Genomic DNA, 18,816 nt, shown 5'->3' on the forward strand with positions numbered 1-18,816 from the left:
TGTCCTGCTTTAGGATCGACTTTGCTGCGGCAACGGCTTTCCCACCGAGACGGTTACTCATGCGGTCCGGCAATTAATCGATTTCGAATAGGCCTTCGTGCGGTGAGAGATATGCCGGCCGGATGTGGCAAATCCGCTTCCCCTACCTTGAGACCACCGCGTTGATCTTCTCGCCGAATTTCGCCAGTTCCTCGCCCATCGACTGGGCGACGACCTCGGTCGCGTGGGTGAGCTGGCGGCGGCGCGAGACGACGATGCCGACTTCGAGATTCTGGAGCTTCGATCCGGCGATCGGGAGCGCCACGGCATCGCCCGCTTCCAGCTCGCGCAGCAGGCCGAGCGGCGTGAAGAAGGCCACACCTTCGCCTGAAAGGATCATCGGCTTCAACATCATCTGATTGTTCGTCGCGACAAGGGTGCGGCCGACGCGGTTGAGCGCACCGAGCTCGACTGCGATCATCGAGCTCATGACTTCGTTGTCGAGCTGCAGCAGCATGTTGAACTGCGCGCATTCCTGCAGCGTCACGGATTTCTGCCGTGCAAGCGGATGGGTCTTGGCGACGATCGCCATCAGCGGCATGCGTACGCCATGGATCAGCTTCATGTCGTGCGGCCGGGCAAGGTCGAAGGTCACGCCGATATCGACGTCGCCCTCCGCGAGGAAGCGGAAGATATTGTTGTAATTGTCGGTGCGAATGCGAAAGTCCACGGCCGGGTGCTTCTTGTGGAAGCCTGACACGAATTCCGGCAAGAACTGAATGGCGAGGCTGTCCAGCGCGGCGATGTGCACACGGCCCGTGCTCTTGCCATGAAGATCGCCGAGATTGGATTTCATGATCTCGTATTCGTGCAGGGTGTCCTTGGCATGCCGCAGCACGATCTCGCCGGCTGATGTTAAACGCAAGCCATCGGAGAAGCGCTCGAACAGCGGCGTGCCTAGTTCGTCCTCCAGTTTCTTGATCTGGCGGCTGACGGCGGAGGTCGCCACATGCAGCTCCTCGGATGCCTTGCGGATTGATCCGGAACGCGCGACCTCGGCGAAATACTTCAGAATGCTGGCATGCATGGATGGCCCTCGGCAATCTCGAAGCTATAACATGCCTATCTGCCGCGCCAAACGGGAGCACGCTTCTCCTGGAAGGCTGCGACCCCCTCCATGGCATCCTCGCTTTTCAGCGCCTTGATCAGGGCTGGCGTCCGCAGCGCCTGCGCTTCGGCCGGGCCCAGATGCGCAGTGCGGTTCACCGTCTGCTTGATGGCGCGCAGCGACAAGGGTGCACAGGCAACGATATCCGCGACCCAGCGATCGACAGCAGCATCAAGCTCCGCAGCTGGCACCACCTCATTGACAATGCCATAGTCCGCCATTTCGCGTGCGCTGAATTGACGTCCGGTCAGCATGACGGCCATGGCGCGGTTGAAGGCGATCTTGCGCTGCAGCAAGATCATGCCGCCATCAAGCGGCATGCGGCCGACCCTCGCCTCAGGTAGGCCGAAGCGGGCCGTTTCCACAGCCACGACGATATCGCAACCGAGCACCATCTCGAAGCCGCCGCCGAGCGCATAGCCATTGACGCGGGCAATGATCGGCACGTCGAGCGAACGGCGGAAGGCGAGGCCGCCAAAGCCGTTTTCGCGGCCGACGGCCCAATAGTCGACCCCGGAACTGCCGCTGCCGCCCTTGAGGTCGGCACCGGCGCAGAAGGCCTTTTCGCCCGCGCCTGTCAGGACGACACAGCTGATGTCGTCGCGCCGTTCGATCTCCGACCAGATCGCCTCAAGTTCTCTCTCGGTTCCGGCATCGACAGCGTTCATCCGGTCGGGCGGTCGAGCGTGACGCGGGCAACGCGATCCTCTACGGAAAAGGAAACGCTCATGCCGCATCCCCCTGGAGCCCGGACAGCGAAGCCAGAATTTCGTCATTGTGCTGGCCAAGCTGTGGCGGCGAAATGCGCACGGTGACTTGGGCGGCGGACATGTCGATCGGCGAGCCGATCAGCCGGATCGGGCCAGCTGCTGTCTCGCCCGCCTCGAGGATCATCTTGTTGATGATGGTCTGTTCGTCCTTCAGTGCCTCCGGCAGCGAGCGCACGGGTGCGCAGAGAATATCGACGCCTTCCAGTCGCTCGATCCAGTACGCCGTGCTGTTTTTGGCGAAATTGTCGCGGAAGATCGCCTGCAATTCCGGCCGCCGCGCCATCTGGGCGTCGAAATCCTTATAGTGCGGATATTGGGAAAGGTCCTCAATCTCCAGTGCCTCGCAGATGTCGCGCAGCGGATTTGGCTTAAAGGCGCCGACCATGACGATGGCGCCATCCGTGGTTTCGAAAACGCCGGTCAGGGGGAATGCGCCCCAGTTCAGATCCCTCTGCCGCATCAGATGCGTCGTGCCTTCCTGCATCTGCATGGCGATCATGGAATTGTAGAGGCTGACGGCCACCTGCTGGCCTTCGCCTGTCTTGTCGCGCTGCAGGAGGGCGAGCAGGATGCCCTGGACGAGATGCATGCCGGCGGAATAATCGGCGAGCGGCGTGGCGTAGATCGATGTCGGATGATTGTTGTCGGACTTGCGGCGCATGACGCCGGAGACGGCCTGGGCCAGCACGTCCTGCCCGCCCTTGTGCTGATAGGGGCCGGTCAGTCCGAAGCCGGTGCCGACGGCGTAGATCAGGCGCGGATTGATCTTCTTCAGGTCCTCGTAGCCGAAGCCCATGCGCTCCATGACGCCGGGCCGGAAATTGTTGACGACGACATCGGCCGCCTCAAGCAGCGTATGGACCGTTTTGCGGGCGCCAGGCTCTTTAAGATCCAGCGCCAGGCTCTTCTTGTTGCGGTTCAGCGAGCAGAAGACGGGATTGTTAAGGCCGTCGGGATCGGAGCCAAGCGACCAGCGCGAGAGATCGCCGATCTTGACCTTCTCGATCTTGATGACCTCGGCACCGTAATCCGCCAGAACCTGCGTGCAGGATGGGCCTAGCATGACCTGCGTGAAGTCGATCACGCGAATTCCGTCGAGTGGCAAAGTGGTCATTCTGCAGCCTCCAAATATGTTGCGTTCTCCGAGGGAATATCGCCGGGGTCGGCGCCTTGGGCTCGCATCTGCTTCTGTATTGCGCCGATATCGGCCTTGCGGACGGTGGTGCCGGCATTGAGAGCAACGGTTGCCGCAACGCCGGCCGCCTCGCCCATCGCCATGCAGGGCGGGATTTCGCGGCTGGATTTCTGTGCCTGCGGAGTTGCCGAATAGTGCCACGGCGGCGACGATCAGCTGATCGATTTCCTTCGGCAGCATTGACCGATAGGGCGTGTAATAATCGCGGCCGCGGCAGACCGTATCGGCGAAGTGACGGCGTGACATGACGTCATCCTTGGTCACGACATAGGCGCCTTCCAGCTGCCGTGTCTGCCGCACGCCGGTCTGCGGTGCGAAATCGACGACATAGGCATTCTCGAAACCGGGCATCTTCTGACGGGCAAATTCGAGCAATTTCGCAATGCGTGAGCGACCCTCGATTTCGGCCTTGGTCAGGTCGGCAACTTTCAGGCCGCTCAGCGTCGGCATATGCGGGCAATTCAGCCAGACAACGCCCGGCAGCGGCGTCTTCAGCCACCAGAAGGACCAGCAACCGCCGATCAGCCGCTTGGCCTCGTGATCGAGCAGCTTGAAGGCCTCGGGCTCTTCCCGTTCGAAGCGCTCGGCCGCCTCCGTATCGACGCCGCCCCAGCGCGAAACCGTGGTCAGGATGAAATTGGATTCGATGTGTGCGGCTCCGGCGCTGGCTGCTACGTCCAGATCGCCTGTCGTGTCGATGACAACATCGCCGAGAATGGCCTGCATGCCTTCTTTCGTCTGGCAGATCACGCCCTTGATCGTCCCATCCTCGACGATTGCCGAGGAGAACCAGCTATGGGTCCTGAGCTTGATCTTGGCCTCGCCAATCATGTCGTAGGCGGCGCGCTTGAAGGCGTCGGGATCGAACGCCGCCGAAAAGCAGATCGGGTGCGGCATCGCCTGGGTGTGGAAATCGAAAAGACCCCAGCGCGCCCAGCGCTGCCAGGCCTCCGGCGTTTCTCTGAATTCGATCAGGCGATCACGGTCGGTGGGCGTCACGCAAAGGCCCCAGACCTTCATCCGCTCGATCATTTCCATGCAGATGCCACGCACGGTGATTTCGAGTTCGTTGATCATGTCGTCGAGCACCAGCACCATCCCACCGGCGGCAAGTCCCCCGACATAGGGATAGCGTTCGAGAAGCGTGACGCTGGCGCCGTTCCTTGCGGCTGATACGGCTGCTGCGATCCCGGCCGGGCCGCCGCCGACCACCACCACATCGGAGCGATCGACGACAGAGATATCCCGTGCAGGCTGATGAATAACCTGTGTCATTGGTGTTTCCTTGATGTTGTTCTTGAGCGCTTAGTGCTGGCCGGCGGCTTCCAGCGGACCATCTTCGCCTCGGCAATCGACACGATGAAGAAGAGGATTACGGCGAGCAGAGCGGCAATCACTACCGTCGCGTAGAGGAGCGGCGAGCGGAAATTGTAGGTCGCCTCGATGATCAGCGCGCCGAGCCCGAAGCTGGAGCCGATCCATTCGGCGACGATCGCCCCCATGACGCTGCTGGTCGCCGCGATCTTCAAGGCCGCGAAGAGGAAGGGCAGGGAGCTTGGAAGGCGGACCTTCCAGAGGATTTCGGAGTTGCTGGCCGAAAGCACCCGCATGAGATCGAGCATTGCGGGGCTCGCCGCGCGAAGTCCCTGAACCATGTTGACCAGTGTCGGGAAGAAACAGATGAGGCCGGCAATGATGATTTTCGGGGCGACGCCGTTGCCGAAGATCAGGACGAGGATCGGTGCGAGCGCGATGATCGGGATTGCCTTGACGAAGACGGCGATCGGATAGAAGGCCCTTTCCGCAGTGGCGCTGTGAACAAACCAGATCGCCAGCAGGATCGCGACGAGATTGCCGAAGATGAAACCGAGAACGGCTTCGAGCAGTGTCGGCAGGAGATTGCGCATGAGTGTCGCGGCATTGTCGCGAAAGGCGTAGAGGACGTCGACCGGGGCGGGTGCCATAAAGGTCGGGATCTTGAAGATCCAGATGACCGCCTGCCACAGCACGATACAGCCGAGGGCTGCCAGGATTGCCGGCATGTTCGAGGAGAGAACGCCAACGGTCGCATCGAGGATCGCCACCTTGCGTGGGGCCTTGGCGATCCCTTGGATTTCGGAGTGCACGGCATTGCTCATATGCATTCCTCCAGCAGCTTGCGCAGATGCGCTGTCACCTTGATGAAATCGACCGTGTCGCGCATGGAAAGCGCGCGGGGATAGGGTAGGTCGACCTTCATGAATTCCTTCACCGGCCGGGATGGGCCTGCAGCATCAGCACATGCTGGCCGAGGAACACCGCTTCGGGAATGGAATGGGTCACGAAGACGATGGTCGTGCCCGTTTCCCGCCAGATGCGCAGCAGTTCCTCGTTGAGCTTGTCGCGGGTGATTTCGTCCAGCGCGCCGAAGGGCTCGTCCATCAACAGGATGCGTGGCTTGGTCACCAGCGCGCGAGCAATCGCCACACGCTGGCGCATACCGCCGGATAGCTCATGCGGCAGGGCATTTTCACGCCCCTTCAGGCCGACGAGAGCGAGCAGTTCCATGGGATCGGCATAGGAGCTCTTGTCATGCCGGCCGACTTCGAGCGGCAGGCGGACATTGTCGATGACGCTGCGCCAGGGCAGCAGCGTCGCCTCCTGGAAGACAAAGGCGAAATCGCGGCCTTCGCGCGCCTGGCGCGGCGGCCGTCCGAACACGGAAACCGAGCCGTCGCTGATGTCGACAAGGTCGGCAATACAGCGCAGCAGGGTCGACTTGCCGCAGCCCGATGGCCCGAGCATGGTGACGAACGATCCCTCGGCAATATCGACGGAGACATTCGACAGGGCGGTGAACTCGTTGCCCTTGTCGCCGAAGCGGATGTCGAGATCGCGAATGGAGACGGCAAGCCTTGCTGTTTCGGCAACAGGCAAAGGCTGTTTGATGGTGGCGGCGCTCATCATGGCGTTCACCCGATCTGTTTGCGGATGTCGGTGGTCGCATCGAGGATCGCCATGGTGGCGACGTCGTCGACGGTCGGAGTAGCGCCGGCAAATTGCTTCAGGTCGGCATAGGCCTTGATCTGAGCTGCCCAATTGTCCTTGTTCATGGCGCCCCAGCCGGTCTGCTTGGTACTGTCGCCAAAGGAGAAGTCGATGACGGGGCGGACTGCTTCGAGCTCGCTCGCCTTGTCGAGGTTGGGATAGGCGTCGACCAGCATGTCCACGGCTTCCTCCGGATGGTCGCGGACATAGCCCCAGCCTTTGGCGGCGGCCGTGGTGAAACGCACCAACACGTCGGAATGCTTGTCGAGCTGTTCGTCGGTCGTGTAGTAGACGTTGGCGTAGAGCTGCAGGCCGGCATCCCACAGCATCATGTCGACGCGCTCGTCGCCCAGCACTTTCAGCGCATTTGTATTGGTGACCCAGCCGGTCACGGCATCGGCCTGTCCTGTGAGCAGCTGGTTCATGTCGGAACCCATGTTGACCATCTTCACCTTGTCCTCGGGGATACCGTTCTGGGCGAGGAGGGCGCGTAGCAGGATGAAGGCTGTGGGCTGGGTGGCGATCGTCTTGCCGATCATGTCCTTCGGCTCGCGGATCGGCGCTTTCTTCAGCGAGAAATATGTAAATGGATGCTTACGGTATCCAGCCAGGAAAGCCTTTACAGGCATGCCGGCCGAGCGTGCAAGCATCACGGACGGGCTGGAGGAAATCTGTCCGATGGTGGATTGTCCGGCGGCGACGCCCGCAACACCATCGACATTCGGCCCTCCCGGCACGATGGTGAGGTTGATGCCCTGTTCGGTGAAGAAGCCCTTCTTCTGCGCCGCAACCTCGCCAATCAGACCGTTCGAAGCGAGCCAGCCGAGCTGCATGCGGACTTCGGCGACATCGGCGGCCTTGCCGGCGCGGACGCCGACGAAAGTCTGCGTCGCGGCGAGCCCTCCGACCAGGGCAGCATTGGACAGGAAACGACGGCGATTCATCATGAATTGAGACATTCTGATAGTTCCCCTGTTGATCGGGCGATCGGACTTTTCGTCTCGTTATCCACCGATGCCGTGATGATGGGGGAATTCAGCGTTCTAATAAAGAACAATTATGCGCACTATCGATTGCCAAAAAGGCAACGGTTATCGAGATCCGAAAGAGAGACAGGTGATCGCTGCGATGGAAGCGCGGTGCCTGCGCTGCACGATTGTCAGAGCCCATGCAGGCCACACTGGAAAAAACTTCTCTGATTTAGCGGATAAAAAATATGGGATGGCTTCTTATCGATTTGGACTCTGCCATTCTCCCTGCGTCGCGAGATCGCGATAACGATCAAAAACTGGGGTCAGGTGTTCCCAAGCGCAGACCTTGTCCAAACGAACCGGCGTCCGCACGGTGTGACCAACAGGAAGACAATTCATGACATATCATCCCGATCCGGAACGCTATGACTCCGCCCATTTTCGCCGGGTTGGCCGGAGCGGCCTGAAGCTGCCGGCAATTTCCTTTGGCCTTTGGCACAATTTTGGTGATACGACACCGCTCGATGCGCAAAGGTCGATCCTCTTCAAGGCGTTCGATCTCGGCATCACGCATTTCGATCTCGCCAACAATTATGGTCCGCCCGCTGGAAGCGCCGAGATCAACTTCGGCCATATCCTGAAACAGGACCTCGCCGCTTATCGCGATGAGCTGATCATCTCGACCAAGGCAGGTTGGGATATGTGGCCGGGTCCCTATGGCCGCGGCGGCGGCTCGAAGAAGGCACTGCTCTCCAGTCTCGACCAGAGCCTCAGCCGCCTTGGCCTCGACTATGTCGATATTTTCTATTCCCATCGCTTCGATGCCGAGACGCCGCTGGAAGAAACTGCAGACGCCTTGGCGCAGGCTGTCCGGCAGGGCAAGGCGCTCTATGTCGGCGTCTCCTCCTATTCCGGCAACAAGACGCGCGAAATTGCGGCCCTTCTCAAGGAGCGGCAGGTGCCGCTGCTGATCAACCAGCCGGCCTATAATCTGTTCAATCGCTGGATCGAGAAGGACCTGATTGCGGCTTCCGACGAAGTGGGCGCAGGTATCATTGCCTTTACGCCGCTTGCCCAGGGATTGCTGACGAACAAGTATCTGAACGGTATTCCAGAGGATGCGCGCGTCAATCGTCCCGGCGGCGATTTCCTGCGGCCGGAGCATTTGAAGGAAGAAAATATCGACCGCGCCCGGGCGCTCAATGAGATCGCCAAGCGCCGCGGCCAATCGCTTGCCCAGCTTGCCATTGCCTGGGTCCTGAGGGATCCGCGCGTCACCTCGGCGCTCATCGGCGCAAGCTCGGCGCGTCAGGTCGAAGAGAATGTGGCTGCACTCAACGATCTGACATTCAGCCCGGAAGAGCTGGCCGAGATCGATCGCTATGCCGTGGAAGGCGGTATCAACCTCTGGGAAAAACCATCGCACGACGAGATTGTGTGATCTGATCCGCAAAAGCCTGCCCGAGGCGGATGTCTCGGGCAGTGGTGGCGATGGATCATCAATCGCGGTCAGTTGCTCGCATCATGTTGCGGGTAAGTCGTTAGACTTGGAATAGACGATCGGACTGGTATCAGTTCCTGGCGCGGCTGATGCCATAGGTAAGCGCCAGCGCACCAACGAGAACGGCACCCTTGATGAAGTCCTGCGTGTAGTAGGGCGCGTTCAGCATCGTCAGGCCATTGAGGAGCACGCCGACGAAGACGGCGCCGATTGTCGTTCCAAGAACGTTTGGCCGGCGCAGGCCGAGGACCGCAAAGCCGATGAGAGAGGCTGCCACGGAATCCATCAGCAGCGAGCCACCGGACGACACATCGCCACGGCCGACGCGGGCGGCGATGACAATGCCGCCGAGCGAGGCAAGAACGCCTGACAGCACATATGCGAAGGTCTTCAGGCGAGCGATGTTGGCTCCTGCCAGCCGTGTCGCGGCTTCATTGCCGCCGGTTGCGTAGAGCAGCCGCCCAAGTCGCGTGCGCTCGGTCAGAACATGTAGCACGAGCGCGACCACGAGCATCAGGATCACAGGCAGGGGAATCGTGCTGAATAGGCTCGATCGGCCGATGGTCAGGAAGGCCGGGTCGACCTTGCCGGTCGCCACCGTGCCATTGGGCAGGATCAGCCCCACTGAAATCGAGCGTCCGGCCGTCGGAATGAGCTGGAGGCCGGTCAAAAGGAACATGGTTGCAAGTGTGGCAAGCAGATCCGGCACTTTCAGCGCGACGATCAGCAGGGCGTTCGTAAGCCCGACCAATGCGCCGAAGGCAAGCACCAGCGGTACGGTCTGATAGGCGTTGAGATCAAGCACGATCATCGCATAGCTGGCGGCCATGACGCTGGAGGCGGCTACCGCTCCGACGGATAGATCGAAACCGCCGATAGCGAGTGTCACGGTGACGCCCGCGCCGATAATGGCGACGACGGAAACTGCCTGCAGGACGCTCATCAGATTGTTGATGTTGATGAAGGCCGGTTGGGCAAAGCTGAAGATCAGGAAAAGGGCAAGGAGCAGGAAAAATACCGCGCCTTTGCGCACAAGCTCTCTCAGTGAGATCGGGACGCTTGCGGGTTTGCCTTTTTCCTCGATTTGGGCGGTACCTTCACTCATCAGACGTATTCCTCATTCTGCCGGCCGTCGGTGATCGCGGAAGCGACGTCCTTCAGGCTATGATGTTCCATCACCAGCACGCGGTCGGCGACCTCAAGTGCTTCCTCCGGATCGGAAGTAGCGATCAATGTGGCGCGGTCGCTATGGGCGCGTATGGCCGCGATAATGTCCTGGCGCGCGCCGACATCGACGCCTTGAAAGGGTTCGTCGAGGAGCAATAGCCGGCTTGGCTCGGCCTCCCAGCGTGCCAGCACGACCTTCTGCTGGTTGCCGCCCGAAAGCGACCAGACCGACGCGTCCGAGCCTGACGCCTTTATGCCAAGCCGCCGGATTGCTTTCTCCGCTTCTCGGGTTTCTCGCCCGGAAAAAAGGAAACCGGATGGATACCATCGGCTGAGATGCGGCAGGCTGATCGTGGCGGCGATGCTTTCTCCCGGCCAATCGACGGGCATCAGCGAGGAGCGATGACGGTCTTCCGCCGCCATGACGACGCCACGCGCAATCGCCTCCGTGGGCGAGGCCGGCCTATACGGCGCGCCGTCGAGGAACGCGGTACCGACTGCGAAGCGCTCAATGCCGAAAAGCGTCGATAGAAGCCGGCTTTTGCCAGCCCCCAGAACGCCGGTGATGGCGACGACTTCGCCTGCATGCAGCTTGAGATCGAAGGGCGCGCTGTCGGCAAGAAGCCGTATGCCCCGAAGTTCTAGCGCTACGCGGTCGAATTGCTCGCGCCGATGCGGGCGGGCCGCTTTCATGGATCGGCCGATCATGGTTTCGATGGCAACGTCGAAATCGATCGGCCTTGCAAAGGCGCCGACATTGCGGCCGCCGCGCAACACTACGACCCAGTCGGCAAGGGCATCGAGATCGGCGGTGCGATGGGAAATATAAAGAATGCCTAATCCGCGGGCTTTCAATTGGCGGACGATGTCATAGAGCCGCGCCGTTTCTCGCGCCGAAAGGCTGGCTGTCGGCTCGTCCAGGATCAGCAGTTGGGCTTTGTTCGACAGAGCGCGGGCAATCGCCACCATTTGCCGGTCGGCAGTGCCAAGGTCGCCGAAATCCCGATCGAGCGGCAGGTCGAAACCGGCTTCTTCGAGAATGGCCGCTGCCTTTCGCAGCACGGAGCGCTTCGACAGAAAGAAAGGTTGGCGTCCGTCAACGAACTGACTGAGCAGAAGGGCATCGGCAACCGATAGGCCTGCGACACCCACAACATCGGTCGACTGGTGCACGGTGATGATGCCTTGAGCCGCCGCATCGGCGGGATTATCGGCACGATAGGGTTCGCCGTTCCAAAGAATATTGCCTGAATCCGCCCGGTGAATGCCGGATAGGATCTTCACCAGCGTCGACTTGCCGGCGCCATTGGCTCCCATCAGGGCAACGACTTCGCCACGGTCAAGGGTCAGGGATGCGTCCGCAAGGGCTTGGGTCGAGCCGAAGGCAAGGGACAGGTTTTGGATAGTCAGCAAGGTCATGAAGGCGGTGTCGTTGATGATCCGCGACAGCAGTAGGCTTCTGCTCCTCGATCACAAGAAGCGACCTTGCTTTCATCACTCATTCTATAGAAAAAATTTCTTTTTGCGCGGACCTAGCCTGCCGGCGCAGGGAGAGAGGCATGAAGGGAAGCCCGGCGCGGTATGCGCGCCGGGCTTCCTCGTTGCGTTACTTGATGGTGTTGAGATCGATGCCCTTGGTCTCGCGAATGAAGATGAGGCCGATGACCAGCGTCATCGCCGCGACTGCAATCGGATACCATAGCCCGTAATAGATATCGCCCTTGGCCGCGCTCATCGCAAACACGGTTGCCGGAAGCAGGCCGCCGAACCAGCCATTGCCGATATGATAGGGCAAGGACATGCCGGTATAGCGGATGCGGGTCGGGAACATCTCCACCAGGATTGCCGCGATCGGGCCATAGACCATGGTCACGTAGATGACGAGGATGGTGAGGATGGCGATCGTCAGCGGCCAATTGATCGCCGAGGGATCGGCGACCATCTTGAACGCCCCACCATTGGCGATCGTATAGACCGGCATGTCGGTTGCGCCGCCGGCCTGGTCCGCCGTCAAGAGCTTCGCCTTGACGAGGTCGGCGACCGGCGTGACGGTCTTGTCCCCGGCCCGAACCGTCGCCGCGTTGAGCCCGAGTTCCGGGTTTGCGGCAATGAAGCCATCAAGCTTGGCATCCGGCACCTTGGCGGGATCGCGCGCCAGCGGGAAGCCGGCCTTCTGCAGGGCGAGGTTCATGTCATGCGTGAAGGCTGCGCTCTTGGCCGCAGCCGTCGCTCCTGCAGCGACGGCGTCGTAGGAAGCTATGGTTGCGTCGCCCACCTTGACGGTTGCTGGCTGCCCAGCCGGGCCGTCAACCACCGTGTATGGAACCGAACTCTTGGAGAGGAATGATGTCGCAATATCGCAGGAATTGTTGAATTTCGCCGTTCCCACGGGATTGAACTGGAAGGTGCAATCGCCCGGTGCCGCCGTTACCGTGGCGCGGACGGTTTGTTCTGCCTGGGCAAGGGCCGGATTTGCCGCGCCGGTCAATGCCTTGAACAGCGGGAAATAGGTAAGGATCGCCAGGGCAAGGCCTGCCATGATGATTGGCTTGCGGCCGATCTTGTCGGACAGCCAGCCGAAGAACACGAAGAAGCCGCTGCCGATCAGGAGCGCGATCGCGATCATGATGTTGACCGACTGGCCATCGACCTTCAGGACGTTCTGCAGGAAGAACAACGAATAGAACTGGCCCGCATACCAGACGACGGCCTGGCCGGCGGTGAGGCCGAGAAGGGCGAGCAGTGCGATCCGGGCGTTCTTCCATTGTCCGAAGGCTTCAGACAGCGGCGCCTTCGAGCCCTTGCCCTCTTCCTTCATCTTCTTGAAAGCCGGCGATTCACTCAGAGATAGCCGGATCCAGACGGAAATGCCGAGAAGAACGAAGGACAGAATGAAGGGAATACGCCATCCCCAGGCGGCAAAGGCATCCTTGCCGAGCCAATTCTGCACCACCAGGATCACGATGAGCGACAGGAACAGACCGAGCGTTGCCGTGGTCTGGATCCAGGATGTGTAGAAACCGCGCCGGTCATTCGGCGCATGTTCGGCGACATAGGTGGCCGCGCCGCCATATTCACCGCCGAGCGCCAGGCCCTGCAACATGCGCAGCACAATCAGGATGACCGGGGCCGCGAAACCCCAGCTGGCCGAGCCGGGCAAAATACCCACGAGAAAGGTCGACAGACCCATGATCAGGATCGTGACCAGGAAGGTGTATTTGCGGCCGACGAGATCGCCGATCCGTCCGAAGACCAGCGCGCCGAAGGGCCGGACGAGGAAGCCTGCGGCAAACGCAAGCAAGGCAAAGATGTTGCGGGTTGCCTCCGGGTAGTCACTGAAGAAGGCTGCGCCGATGAATGCGGCCAGGGACCCGTAGAGATAGAAGTCGTACCATTCGAACACTGTACCGAGCGAAGAGGCGAAGATGACCTTCTTCTCTTCCCTGGTCATGCCTCGACTCGTCGTCTCGGCCACGGACGTGGTTGCCATTACTAGATCCTCCCAATTGCACCAGGGACATCGTCAAAAGACCCGTCTCATGTCCCCCATGATGACATTACGCAGGACCTGTCCGCGGACTTGCCGCGGAAGGTCGCGCCAGTGGGTGCTCTCCGGATTTCCTCCCCCAGGAGATCACGCACCTGATGCATTTGTGAGTGTTGGCTAAAAATTGAAAATTGCAATGCCTGCAACTTCCGTCGCTTATGGAAAACTGTGCGTAAACTATCAAGAAATACGAATATATTCCGCCTCACGCCGGCTGCAGTTGCAGGCGGCGCATGGGCGGAAAGGCCACGGCGATCGCCGCTGCGCCCAGACCCACCATCGACGATCCGATGAAGAGCCAAGAATAGTTGGCAAAGGTATCGAATATCCAGCCGCCGATGAGAGGGCCGGCTGCCATGCCGATGCTCGACAGCATCGAAACGGCGCCGAAAACCGTGCCGATGACACGCGGCCCGAAATATTCCCGCGCCAGCACGGCATAAAGCGGCATGACGCCGCCATAGGCGCTGCCGAAGACCACGGCCAGTGCATAGAACTGGTCGAGTTCGCTCACCAGAAGATAGGTGGCGAGTGCCGCCGCCTGCACTAGAAGACCGGCTATCAGCACCGGTTTGACGCCGAGCCGATCGGCAAGCGTGCCGTAAAGAAGACGGCCGCCGAGACCCGCCAGGCCTTCGACACTATAGATGCTGACGGCGGCCATCGGGCCCACGCCGCAGATGGTGGCATAGCTCACCATGTGAAAGATCGGACCGGAGTGGGCCGCGCAGCAGGCAAAGAAGGTGGCGCCAAGAACAAGGAATTGCGGCGAGCGGAAGATCTGGCCGAGAGGCGCGCTCTTTTCTTCCATCTGCCCGTCGACTTTCGAGGCTTCGTCGGCAACCGGTGCCCGCCGTACCAGCAGCGCCGCCGGTATGAGCAGAAGCCAGGCCATGATGCCGATCACCAGCATGGCGAAGCGCCAGTCATAGGCGGAAATAAGATAACGGGCGAAGGGCGATATCGTCATGGGCGCGACCCCCATGCCGGCCGAGACCAGAGACACGGCAAGGCTTCTGCCCTTGTCGAACCAAGCAGTCGTTGCCGCGATCATCGGCGCGAAAAAGGCGCTGGCAGCAAGACCGACCAGAATGCCGTAGGTCAGTTGGAATTGAAGAAGGGAGCCGGCTCTGCTCGCTAATACGAGCGCAAGCCCAAGCAGCAGCGCACCGGCGATTACGACGATACGCACACCAAAACGATCGCTTGCTGCACCCCAGGCGAAGGCGCCCAAGCCCATGACGAGAAAGTTCAGCGTCATTGCCGCGGCAATGCCGGCACGCGACCAACCGGTATCGGCGGCGATCGGTACCTGGAAGATCGCCAAGGAAAACATCGCGCCGAGCGCAACGCAGGTCATCAATGCTCCGGCGCCGACGATCACCCAACGATAGGAGGAACTCATCTCTCGCACTCCCTTTCAACCGGCTTGACCTGCGACCTGAAGGATCTCGCGATCATGCCTTGCCTCATCTCTGGAATAAAGACGATTGAGATCGGTCGATTTCGACATTGCTGCTTCGGAAATTTTCGGGTCGATCTGCAGAGCAATATTTGTGCAGTCGCGGCGGGACCTCCGGTCCAGGCAGACGATGTACCGAGCGAAGAATTTAATCTTGAGCTCATATAGGGCTGCTAAGAGTGCCGCAGCAATGCCGAAAGAAACTGTCCCTGTGCCAAAGCGGCCAGTGGCAGATGCGAATGACACAGCCCTACTGCAATACCGAACCAGATCTTCAAAGTCGTGGAGCGGAATATTCAATGGCTCATATCGTCATCATCAATCCGCGTTTCGAAACCTCCTATTGGGGCATGGAACACGCTCTGCCGCTCTTCGATGCGAAGGCAAACCTTCCCGTGGCCTGTCTGCCGCTGTTGGCGGCTCTGACACCTGCGGATCATACCGTCACCCTGGTTGACGAGAATGTCGAGGCGATCGACTTCGGCCTATGTGAGAAGGCCGACATCGTCGCGCTGACGGGGATGATCGTCCAGCGTTTCCGGATGACTGAAATCCTGACCGAACTCAAACGACGCAATTGCTTCACAGTCGTCGGCGGACCTTGGGTGACCGTCAAGGAAGATTATTTCGGCAATCTCGTCGATGTCTGCTTCATCGGTGAGGCGGAGGAGACCTGGCCGAGATTCCTGGATGAATGGGAGCAAGGTCAGCACGCACGGCGCTACGAGCAATCCGACAAGACGGATATGAGCAAGGTGCCTGTGCCGCGCTTCGACCTGTTGAAGATGGATGAATATGCAGTCGGCAGCGTCCAGTTCTCGCGGGGCTGTCCCTTCACCTGCGATTTCTGCGATATCATCGTCGTTTTCGGACGCAAGCCCCGCATCAAGGAAAGCGCGCAGGTCATCGCCGAGATGGAGGCCTTGCTGGCCTCTGGCATGGACACGGCCTTTATCGTCGACGACAATTTGATCGGCAACAAGAAGGCAATCAAGGAGGTGTTGCGAGAGGTTGTTGCCTGGCAGGAAAAGCATCATTACCCGATGACGTTTCTGACCGAAGCGTCGATCGACCTGGCCGACGACGCCGAGCTGATGCAGCTGATGGTCGATGCCAATATCCGCGTCGTCTTCGTCGGCATCGAGACCCCGAACGAGGAAGCGCTGCGCGAAACCAAGAAGCTTCAAAACCTACGCAAGGGTGGAACGATGCTGGAGAAGATCCACACGATCCAGCAGACCGGCATGGAGGTCTGGTGCGGCATGATCCTTGGCTTCGATAGTGACGATGCGACGATTTTCGATGCACAGCGCGTCTTCATCAAGGATGCACGCATTGTCAACGCCATGATTGGCATGCTCGCCGCCATTCCAAAGACGCCGCTCTATACCCGCCTTGCGAAGGAAGGCCGGCTCGACCACGATGATCCGCCAGCCTTCGGCACGAACGTCATTCCCCTTAATCTTTCCCGCGAAACGTTGCGGGATGGGTATCTCTCGGTCCTCAGCGACCTGCATCAGCCCTCGGCCTATTTCGACCGTCTGGACGCGCTTTATATCGACGCCCGCATCGAACCCGAAAGTACGCGCTTACGATACCTGCGCCGCCATCCGCTGCGGCTGATCGCTCTTAACGCGACATGGGCGCTGGAAGCGCTCGGCATCTTTGTTCGATTGATGCGCCGGGTGAAGGAGGCCGAACTGCGAGCCGTCTACCGTCGACGCTTTCTCAAGCTACTGCTTCGCCGCCGCTCGCCCGTGGTCATGCAGATCTACGCGATCAAATGCGCCATGCATTATCACGCTCATATCATGGTCCAGCAGATGCGCTCGGGCGGTGGCATCGTCAATTCGTTCTAGCGATGCTTTGCGATTGAGCGGGTCTTATCGGCAGAGGTGACTTGCCTTGAGGCGGTGACATGAGCTGCTGTTTGCCGGACGGCGATTGCGCATTTATTGTTGCGCCAGTGCAACACATTGGCCGATATATCTGCAATTCGAAATTGTGGGGGTTGCCGATTTTAAGATCTTGCGTATGATACGCTCATCCGCAAATCAAACAAGGAGGCGTGACATGCATTATACCCAAATGTTTACATACGTCTCTGGCGGAATGATCTCGACTGCTCTGGTATGTGTCATGCCAGCTGCACGACGAGCTTTCATCTAAAGCTTAAAAAGCTTTATCTGCCGCCGCTTAGGCGTTTTCCCGTTAAACCTATATGACTTGCTCAGGGAATGATTTGGTGCGTCCTCGACGTATCAGCTCCTGAAGCCGGTCGCGCTTCAAGAGGACTTGGCTGCGTGATTGCGCCAGGAAAAGACGATGACTCATTCACAATTTTTAGTTGCTGACAACTTAACGGCAACGGTCGATGAACTATGCCAGGAATTCGGTGCGTGGAAGACAGCGCGCGCCCTGCTGCTTGTCATCTGGAGGCAGCACCAGACGCGCAAATGCGTATCCGAGCTATCGAACTACCAGCTTCGTGATATCGGTCTTCCCGAGCGGGAGGATACTCTGGGCCAGCCCAAGTTCCTGCCGCTGCATCTACGCCATTTTGCTTGAGTTCGGGCGGATGGCGTGGCTTGTTTCTCTGCATTCAACGTCTGACCGGAGAGCTGGAAATGGTCTCGGGCTCGAAGGTTCGAAGGCGTGGAACTTCATGATTTGCGTCGTCGGATTGATAGATCCCGTGCGCCGTAGGTTACCAATGAACCATTGCTGTCGCAAAAGGCAGGGGAGGGCAATCGATGCTCTCCCCTACCTTTTGCTGCAATGAACTTTGCTGACATCGGCAGGCCTGATCACAATCGGATTGCCGTCTTCGTGGCTGTGATGTGGGCCGAAGAGATATTGGTTTCTGCGCGCGAACACGCGCCTCGCCCTCTAGGCGCACAGCATATACGGTCTATTATAGCAATTGTTGCTGGCCAAGCCGCAAAGCGGCTCAGCCTATAGCGAAGATCCAACCACTATACGGTCAGGATCGCGTAAATAACGCCTCTGTTTTCGCCGCGCATGATGACGCTGTCGGCAATCGGGTGCCGGACTTTGTCGATGATCGATTGGACTTCTCTGTCTGTCCGCCAGATCAGCGGCCAGTTCATGAAGGTTTCCATATAGCCCTCGACGCCGATGTCCTGTGCGAAGTTCGCGAGAAGGAACTTGCCGCCGGGCTTCAGCATCTGCAGGCAGCGTTCCGTCAGCTTCACGGCGACGTTTTCGGCGAGATAGTCATAGAGGCCGGCTGCATAGATGAAATCGAATGTCCCGAGCTTTTGCGCGCGACCGAGAATGGTGCGAACAGACCCGTTGACCGCTTCGATGCAGCTTCCATGGTAGGTCGAGGTCACGGTTCCGACGCTGATGGGATCCTGGTCGAGCGCAACCCAGCGCTTGAGCCTGTCACCCTTCAGGGCATTGGAAAGTTCCGCCTCGCGAAGATGTCCGGCGGCAATCGCCAGGATTTCCGCATTCTCCTTTTCGCCGGCCACGGCATCGACATGCGCAGCAAGAAGCTCACGCCGCTCGCGCACCGCGACTGCGGATGGTGCCATTCGGGTGAAATTGTAAACTTCCGTACCGAGAGGCGAAGCCTCTGTCACCTGGGCGGCGACGGCCGGATGCTCGTAAATGAAGTCCAGCAACTGCGCGTCACCGCTATAGCCGCGGGGCTTCTCGAAGGACCATCTGGTTAAGGGATCCTGAAGCAGAAACGACGAGACGGGATGCGCCTGTGCCAGGGATGCAAGGTGATCCCAGATCAGGGGGGTCGATCTGGTCTTCAACGTCTGCAGACGTTCGACCAGGGCCTTCATGATACCCTGAACGGGCGCATTCGCCTCGAATGCCTGCTGTGCCAAAGAAAGAATAAGGGCAAGTTCGGCCTCGCCCTCCTTCATCTGTTCGGTTGTAAAATTATTAACCTTCGATCTCGTGTGTTCGGAGATCGATTGCGCCGTCACAAGGCTATAACCATCGAGAGCTGTTTGAAATTGTGTCAATTTTAAATAATCCCGTGAATAC

At 59.6% G+C, this 18,816-nt stretch carries 13 protein-coding genes and 3 pseudogenes; 3 read left to right on the forward strand and 13 right to left on the reverse strand.

Annotation, left to right across the window (positions count from 1 at the left end; genetic code table 11):
• Nucleotides 1–142: 142 nt before the first annotated feature.
• The 7 genes and pseudogenes from BSK43_RS33875 to BSK43_RS33905 form a co-directional block, all read right to left on the reverse strand.
• The gene (locus tag BSK43_RS33875) at nt 143–1,066 is read right to left on the reverse strand and encodes a LysR family transcriptional regulator (RefSeq protein ID WP_068395504.1); all 924 of its coding nucleotides are present in this window, start codon (nt 1,064–1,066) and stop codon (nt 143–145) included.
• Nucleotides 1,067–1,101: 35 nt separating this feature from the next.
• Nucleotides 1,102–1,877: pseudogene (locus BSK43_RS33880) on the reverse strand (enoyl-CoA hydratase-related protein).
• A complete protein-coding gene (locus BSK43_RS33885; protein ID WP_077470186.1) occupies nt 1,874–3,031 on the reverse strand; it encodes a CoA transferase in 1,158 nt (385 codons plus the stop codon). Before BSK43_RS33885 ends, BSK43_RS33880 begins: the two are co-directional and overlap by 4 nt.
• A pseudogene (locus BSK43_RS33890) lies at nt 3,028–4,387 on the reverse strand (FAD-dependent oxidoreductase). Before BSK43_RS33890 ends, BSK43_RS33885 begins: the two are co-directional and overlap by 4 nt.
• Nucleotides 4,384–5,250 carry an ABC transporter permease gene (locus BSK43_RS33895; protein WP_077470188.1) on the reverse strand — a complete coding sequence of 289 codons (867 nt, stop codon included), beginning with the start codon at nt 5,248–5,250 and terminating at the stop codon, nt 4,384–4,386. The pseudogene BSK43_RS33890 and the gene BSK43_RS33895 overlap by 4 nt, the downstream one beginning before the upstream one ends.
• A pseudogene (locus tag BSK43_RS33900) lies at nt 5,247–6,058 on the reverse strand (ABC transporter ATP-binding protein). Before BSK43_RS33900 ends, BSK43_RS33895 begins: the two are co-directional and overlap by 4 nt.
• A gap of 5 nt (nt 6,059–6,063) precedes the next feature.
• Nucleotides 6,064–7,098 (reverse strand): ABC transporter substrate-binding protein, encoded by a 1,035-nt coding sequence (locus tag BSK43_RS33905; RefSeq protein ID WP_077470189.1) that lies wholly within the window; start codon nt 7,096–7,098, stop codon nt 6,064–6,066.
• 409 nt (nt 7,099–7,507) lie between these two features.
• Here BSK43_RS33905 and mgrA point away from each other — a divergent pair, with 409 nt between their 5' ends.
• Entirely contained in the window at nt 7,508–8,551 is a 1,044-nt protein-coding gene (gene mgrA / locus BSK43_RS33910) for an L-glyceraldehyde 3-phosphate reductase (protein ID WP_077470190.1), read from the forward strand.
• A gap of 130 nt (nt 8,552–8,681) precedes the next feature.
• Here the strand turns inward: mgrA and BSK43_RS33915 are convergent, their stop codons facing one another.
• The 5 genes from BSK43_RS33915 to BSK43_RS33935 form a co-directional block, all read right to left on the reverse strand.
• Nucleotides 8,682–9,716, reverse strand: coding sequence for an ABC transporter permease (locus tag BSK43_RS33915; protein WP_077470191.1), 1,035 nt, complete (start codon nt 9,714–9,716; stop codon nt 8,682–8,684).
• The gene (locus BSK43_RS33920) at nt 9,716–11,197 is read right to left on the reverse strand and encodes a sugar ABC transporter ATP-binding protein (protein ID WP_077470192.1); all 1,482 of its coding nucleotides are present in this window, start codon (nt 11,195–11,197) and stop codon (nt 9,716–9,718) included. The genes BSK43_RS33915 and BSK43_RS33920 overlap by 1 nt, the downstream gene beginning before the upstream one ends.
• 187 nt (nt 11,198–11,384) lie before the next feature.
• Entirely contained in the window at nt 11,385–13,268 is a 1,884-nt protein-coding gene (locus tag BSK43_RS33925) for an MFS transporter (RefSeq protein WP_077470193.1), read from the reverse strand.
• Nucleotides 13,269–13,530: 262 nt separating this feature from the next.
• Nucleotides 13,531–14,730 carry an MFS transporter gene (locus BSK43_RS33930; RefSeq protein ID WP_077470194.1) on the reverse strand — a complete coding sequence of 400 codons (1,200 nt, stop codon included), beginning with the start codon at nt 14,728–14,730 and terminating at the stop codon, nt 13,531–13,533.
• A gap of 15 nt (nt 14,731–14,745) precedes the next feature.
• Nucleotides 14,746–15,087 carry a hypothetical protein gene (locus tag BSK43_RS33935; protein WP_077470195.1) on the reverse strand — a complete coding sequence of 114 codons (342 nt, stop codon included), beginning with the start codon at nt 15,085–15,087 and terminating at the stop codon, nt 14,746–14,748.
• Here BSK43_RS33935 and BSK43_RS33940 point away from each other — a divergent pair.
• Both BSK43_RS33940 and BSK43_RS33945 read left to right on the forward strand, forming a co-directional pair.
• Nucleotides 15,087–16,646 carry a radical SAM protein gene (locus tag BSK43_RS33940; RefSeq protein WP_077470196.1) on the forward strand — a complete coding sequence of 520 codons (1,560 nt, stop codon included), beginning with the start codon at nt 15,087–15,089 and terminating at the stop codon, nt 16,644–16,646. The two genes, BSK43_RS33935 and BSK43_RS33940, sit on opposite strands and share 1 nt — an antisense overlap.
• A gap of 466 nt (nt 16,647–17,112) precedes the next feature.
• Nucleotides 17,113–17,355, forward strand: coding sequence for a DUF1127 domain-containing protein (locus BSK43_RS33945; RefSeq protein WP_077470197.1), 243 nt, complete (start codon nt 17,113–17,115; stop codon nt 17,353–17,355).
• Nucleotides 17,356–17,762: 407 nt separating this feature from the next.
• Here the strand turns inward: BSK43_RS33945 and BSK43_RS33950 are convergent, their stop codons facing one another.
• On the reverse strand, nt 17,763–18,794 hold the full coding sequence (locus BSK43_RS33950; RefSeq protein ID WP_077470198.1) for a class I SAM-dependent methyltransferase: 1,032 nt from the start codon (nt 18,792–18,794) through the stop codon (nt 17,763–17,765).
• Nucleotides 18,795–18,816 lie beyond the last annotated feature (22 nt).

Source organism: Rhizobium sp. P44RR-XXIV (assembly GCF_001999485.2).
In the GTDB taxonomy this organism is placed as follows: domain Bacteria; phylum Pseudomonadota; class Alphaproteobacteria; order Rhizobiales; family Rhizobiaceae; genus Rhizobium.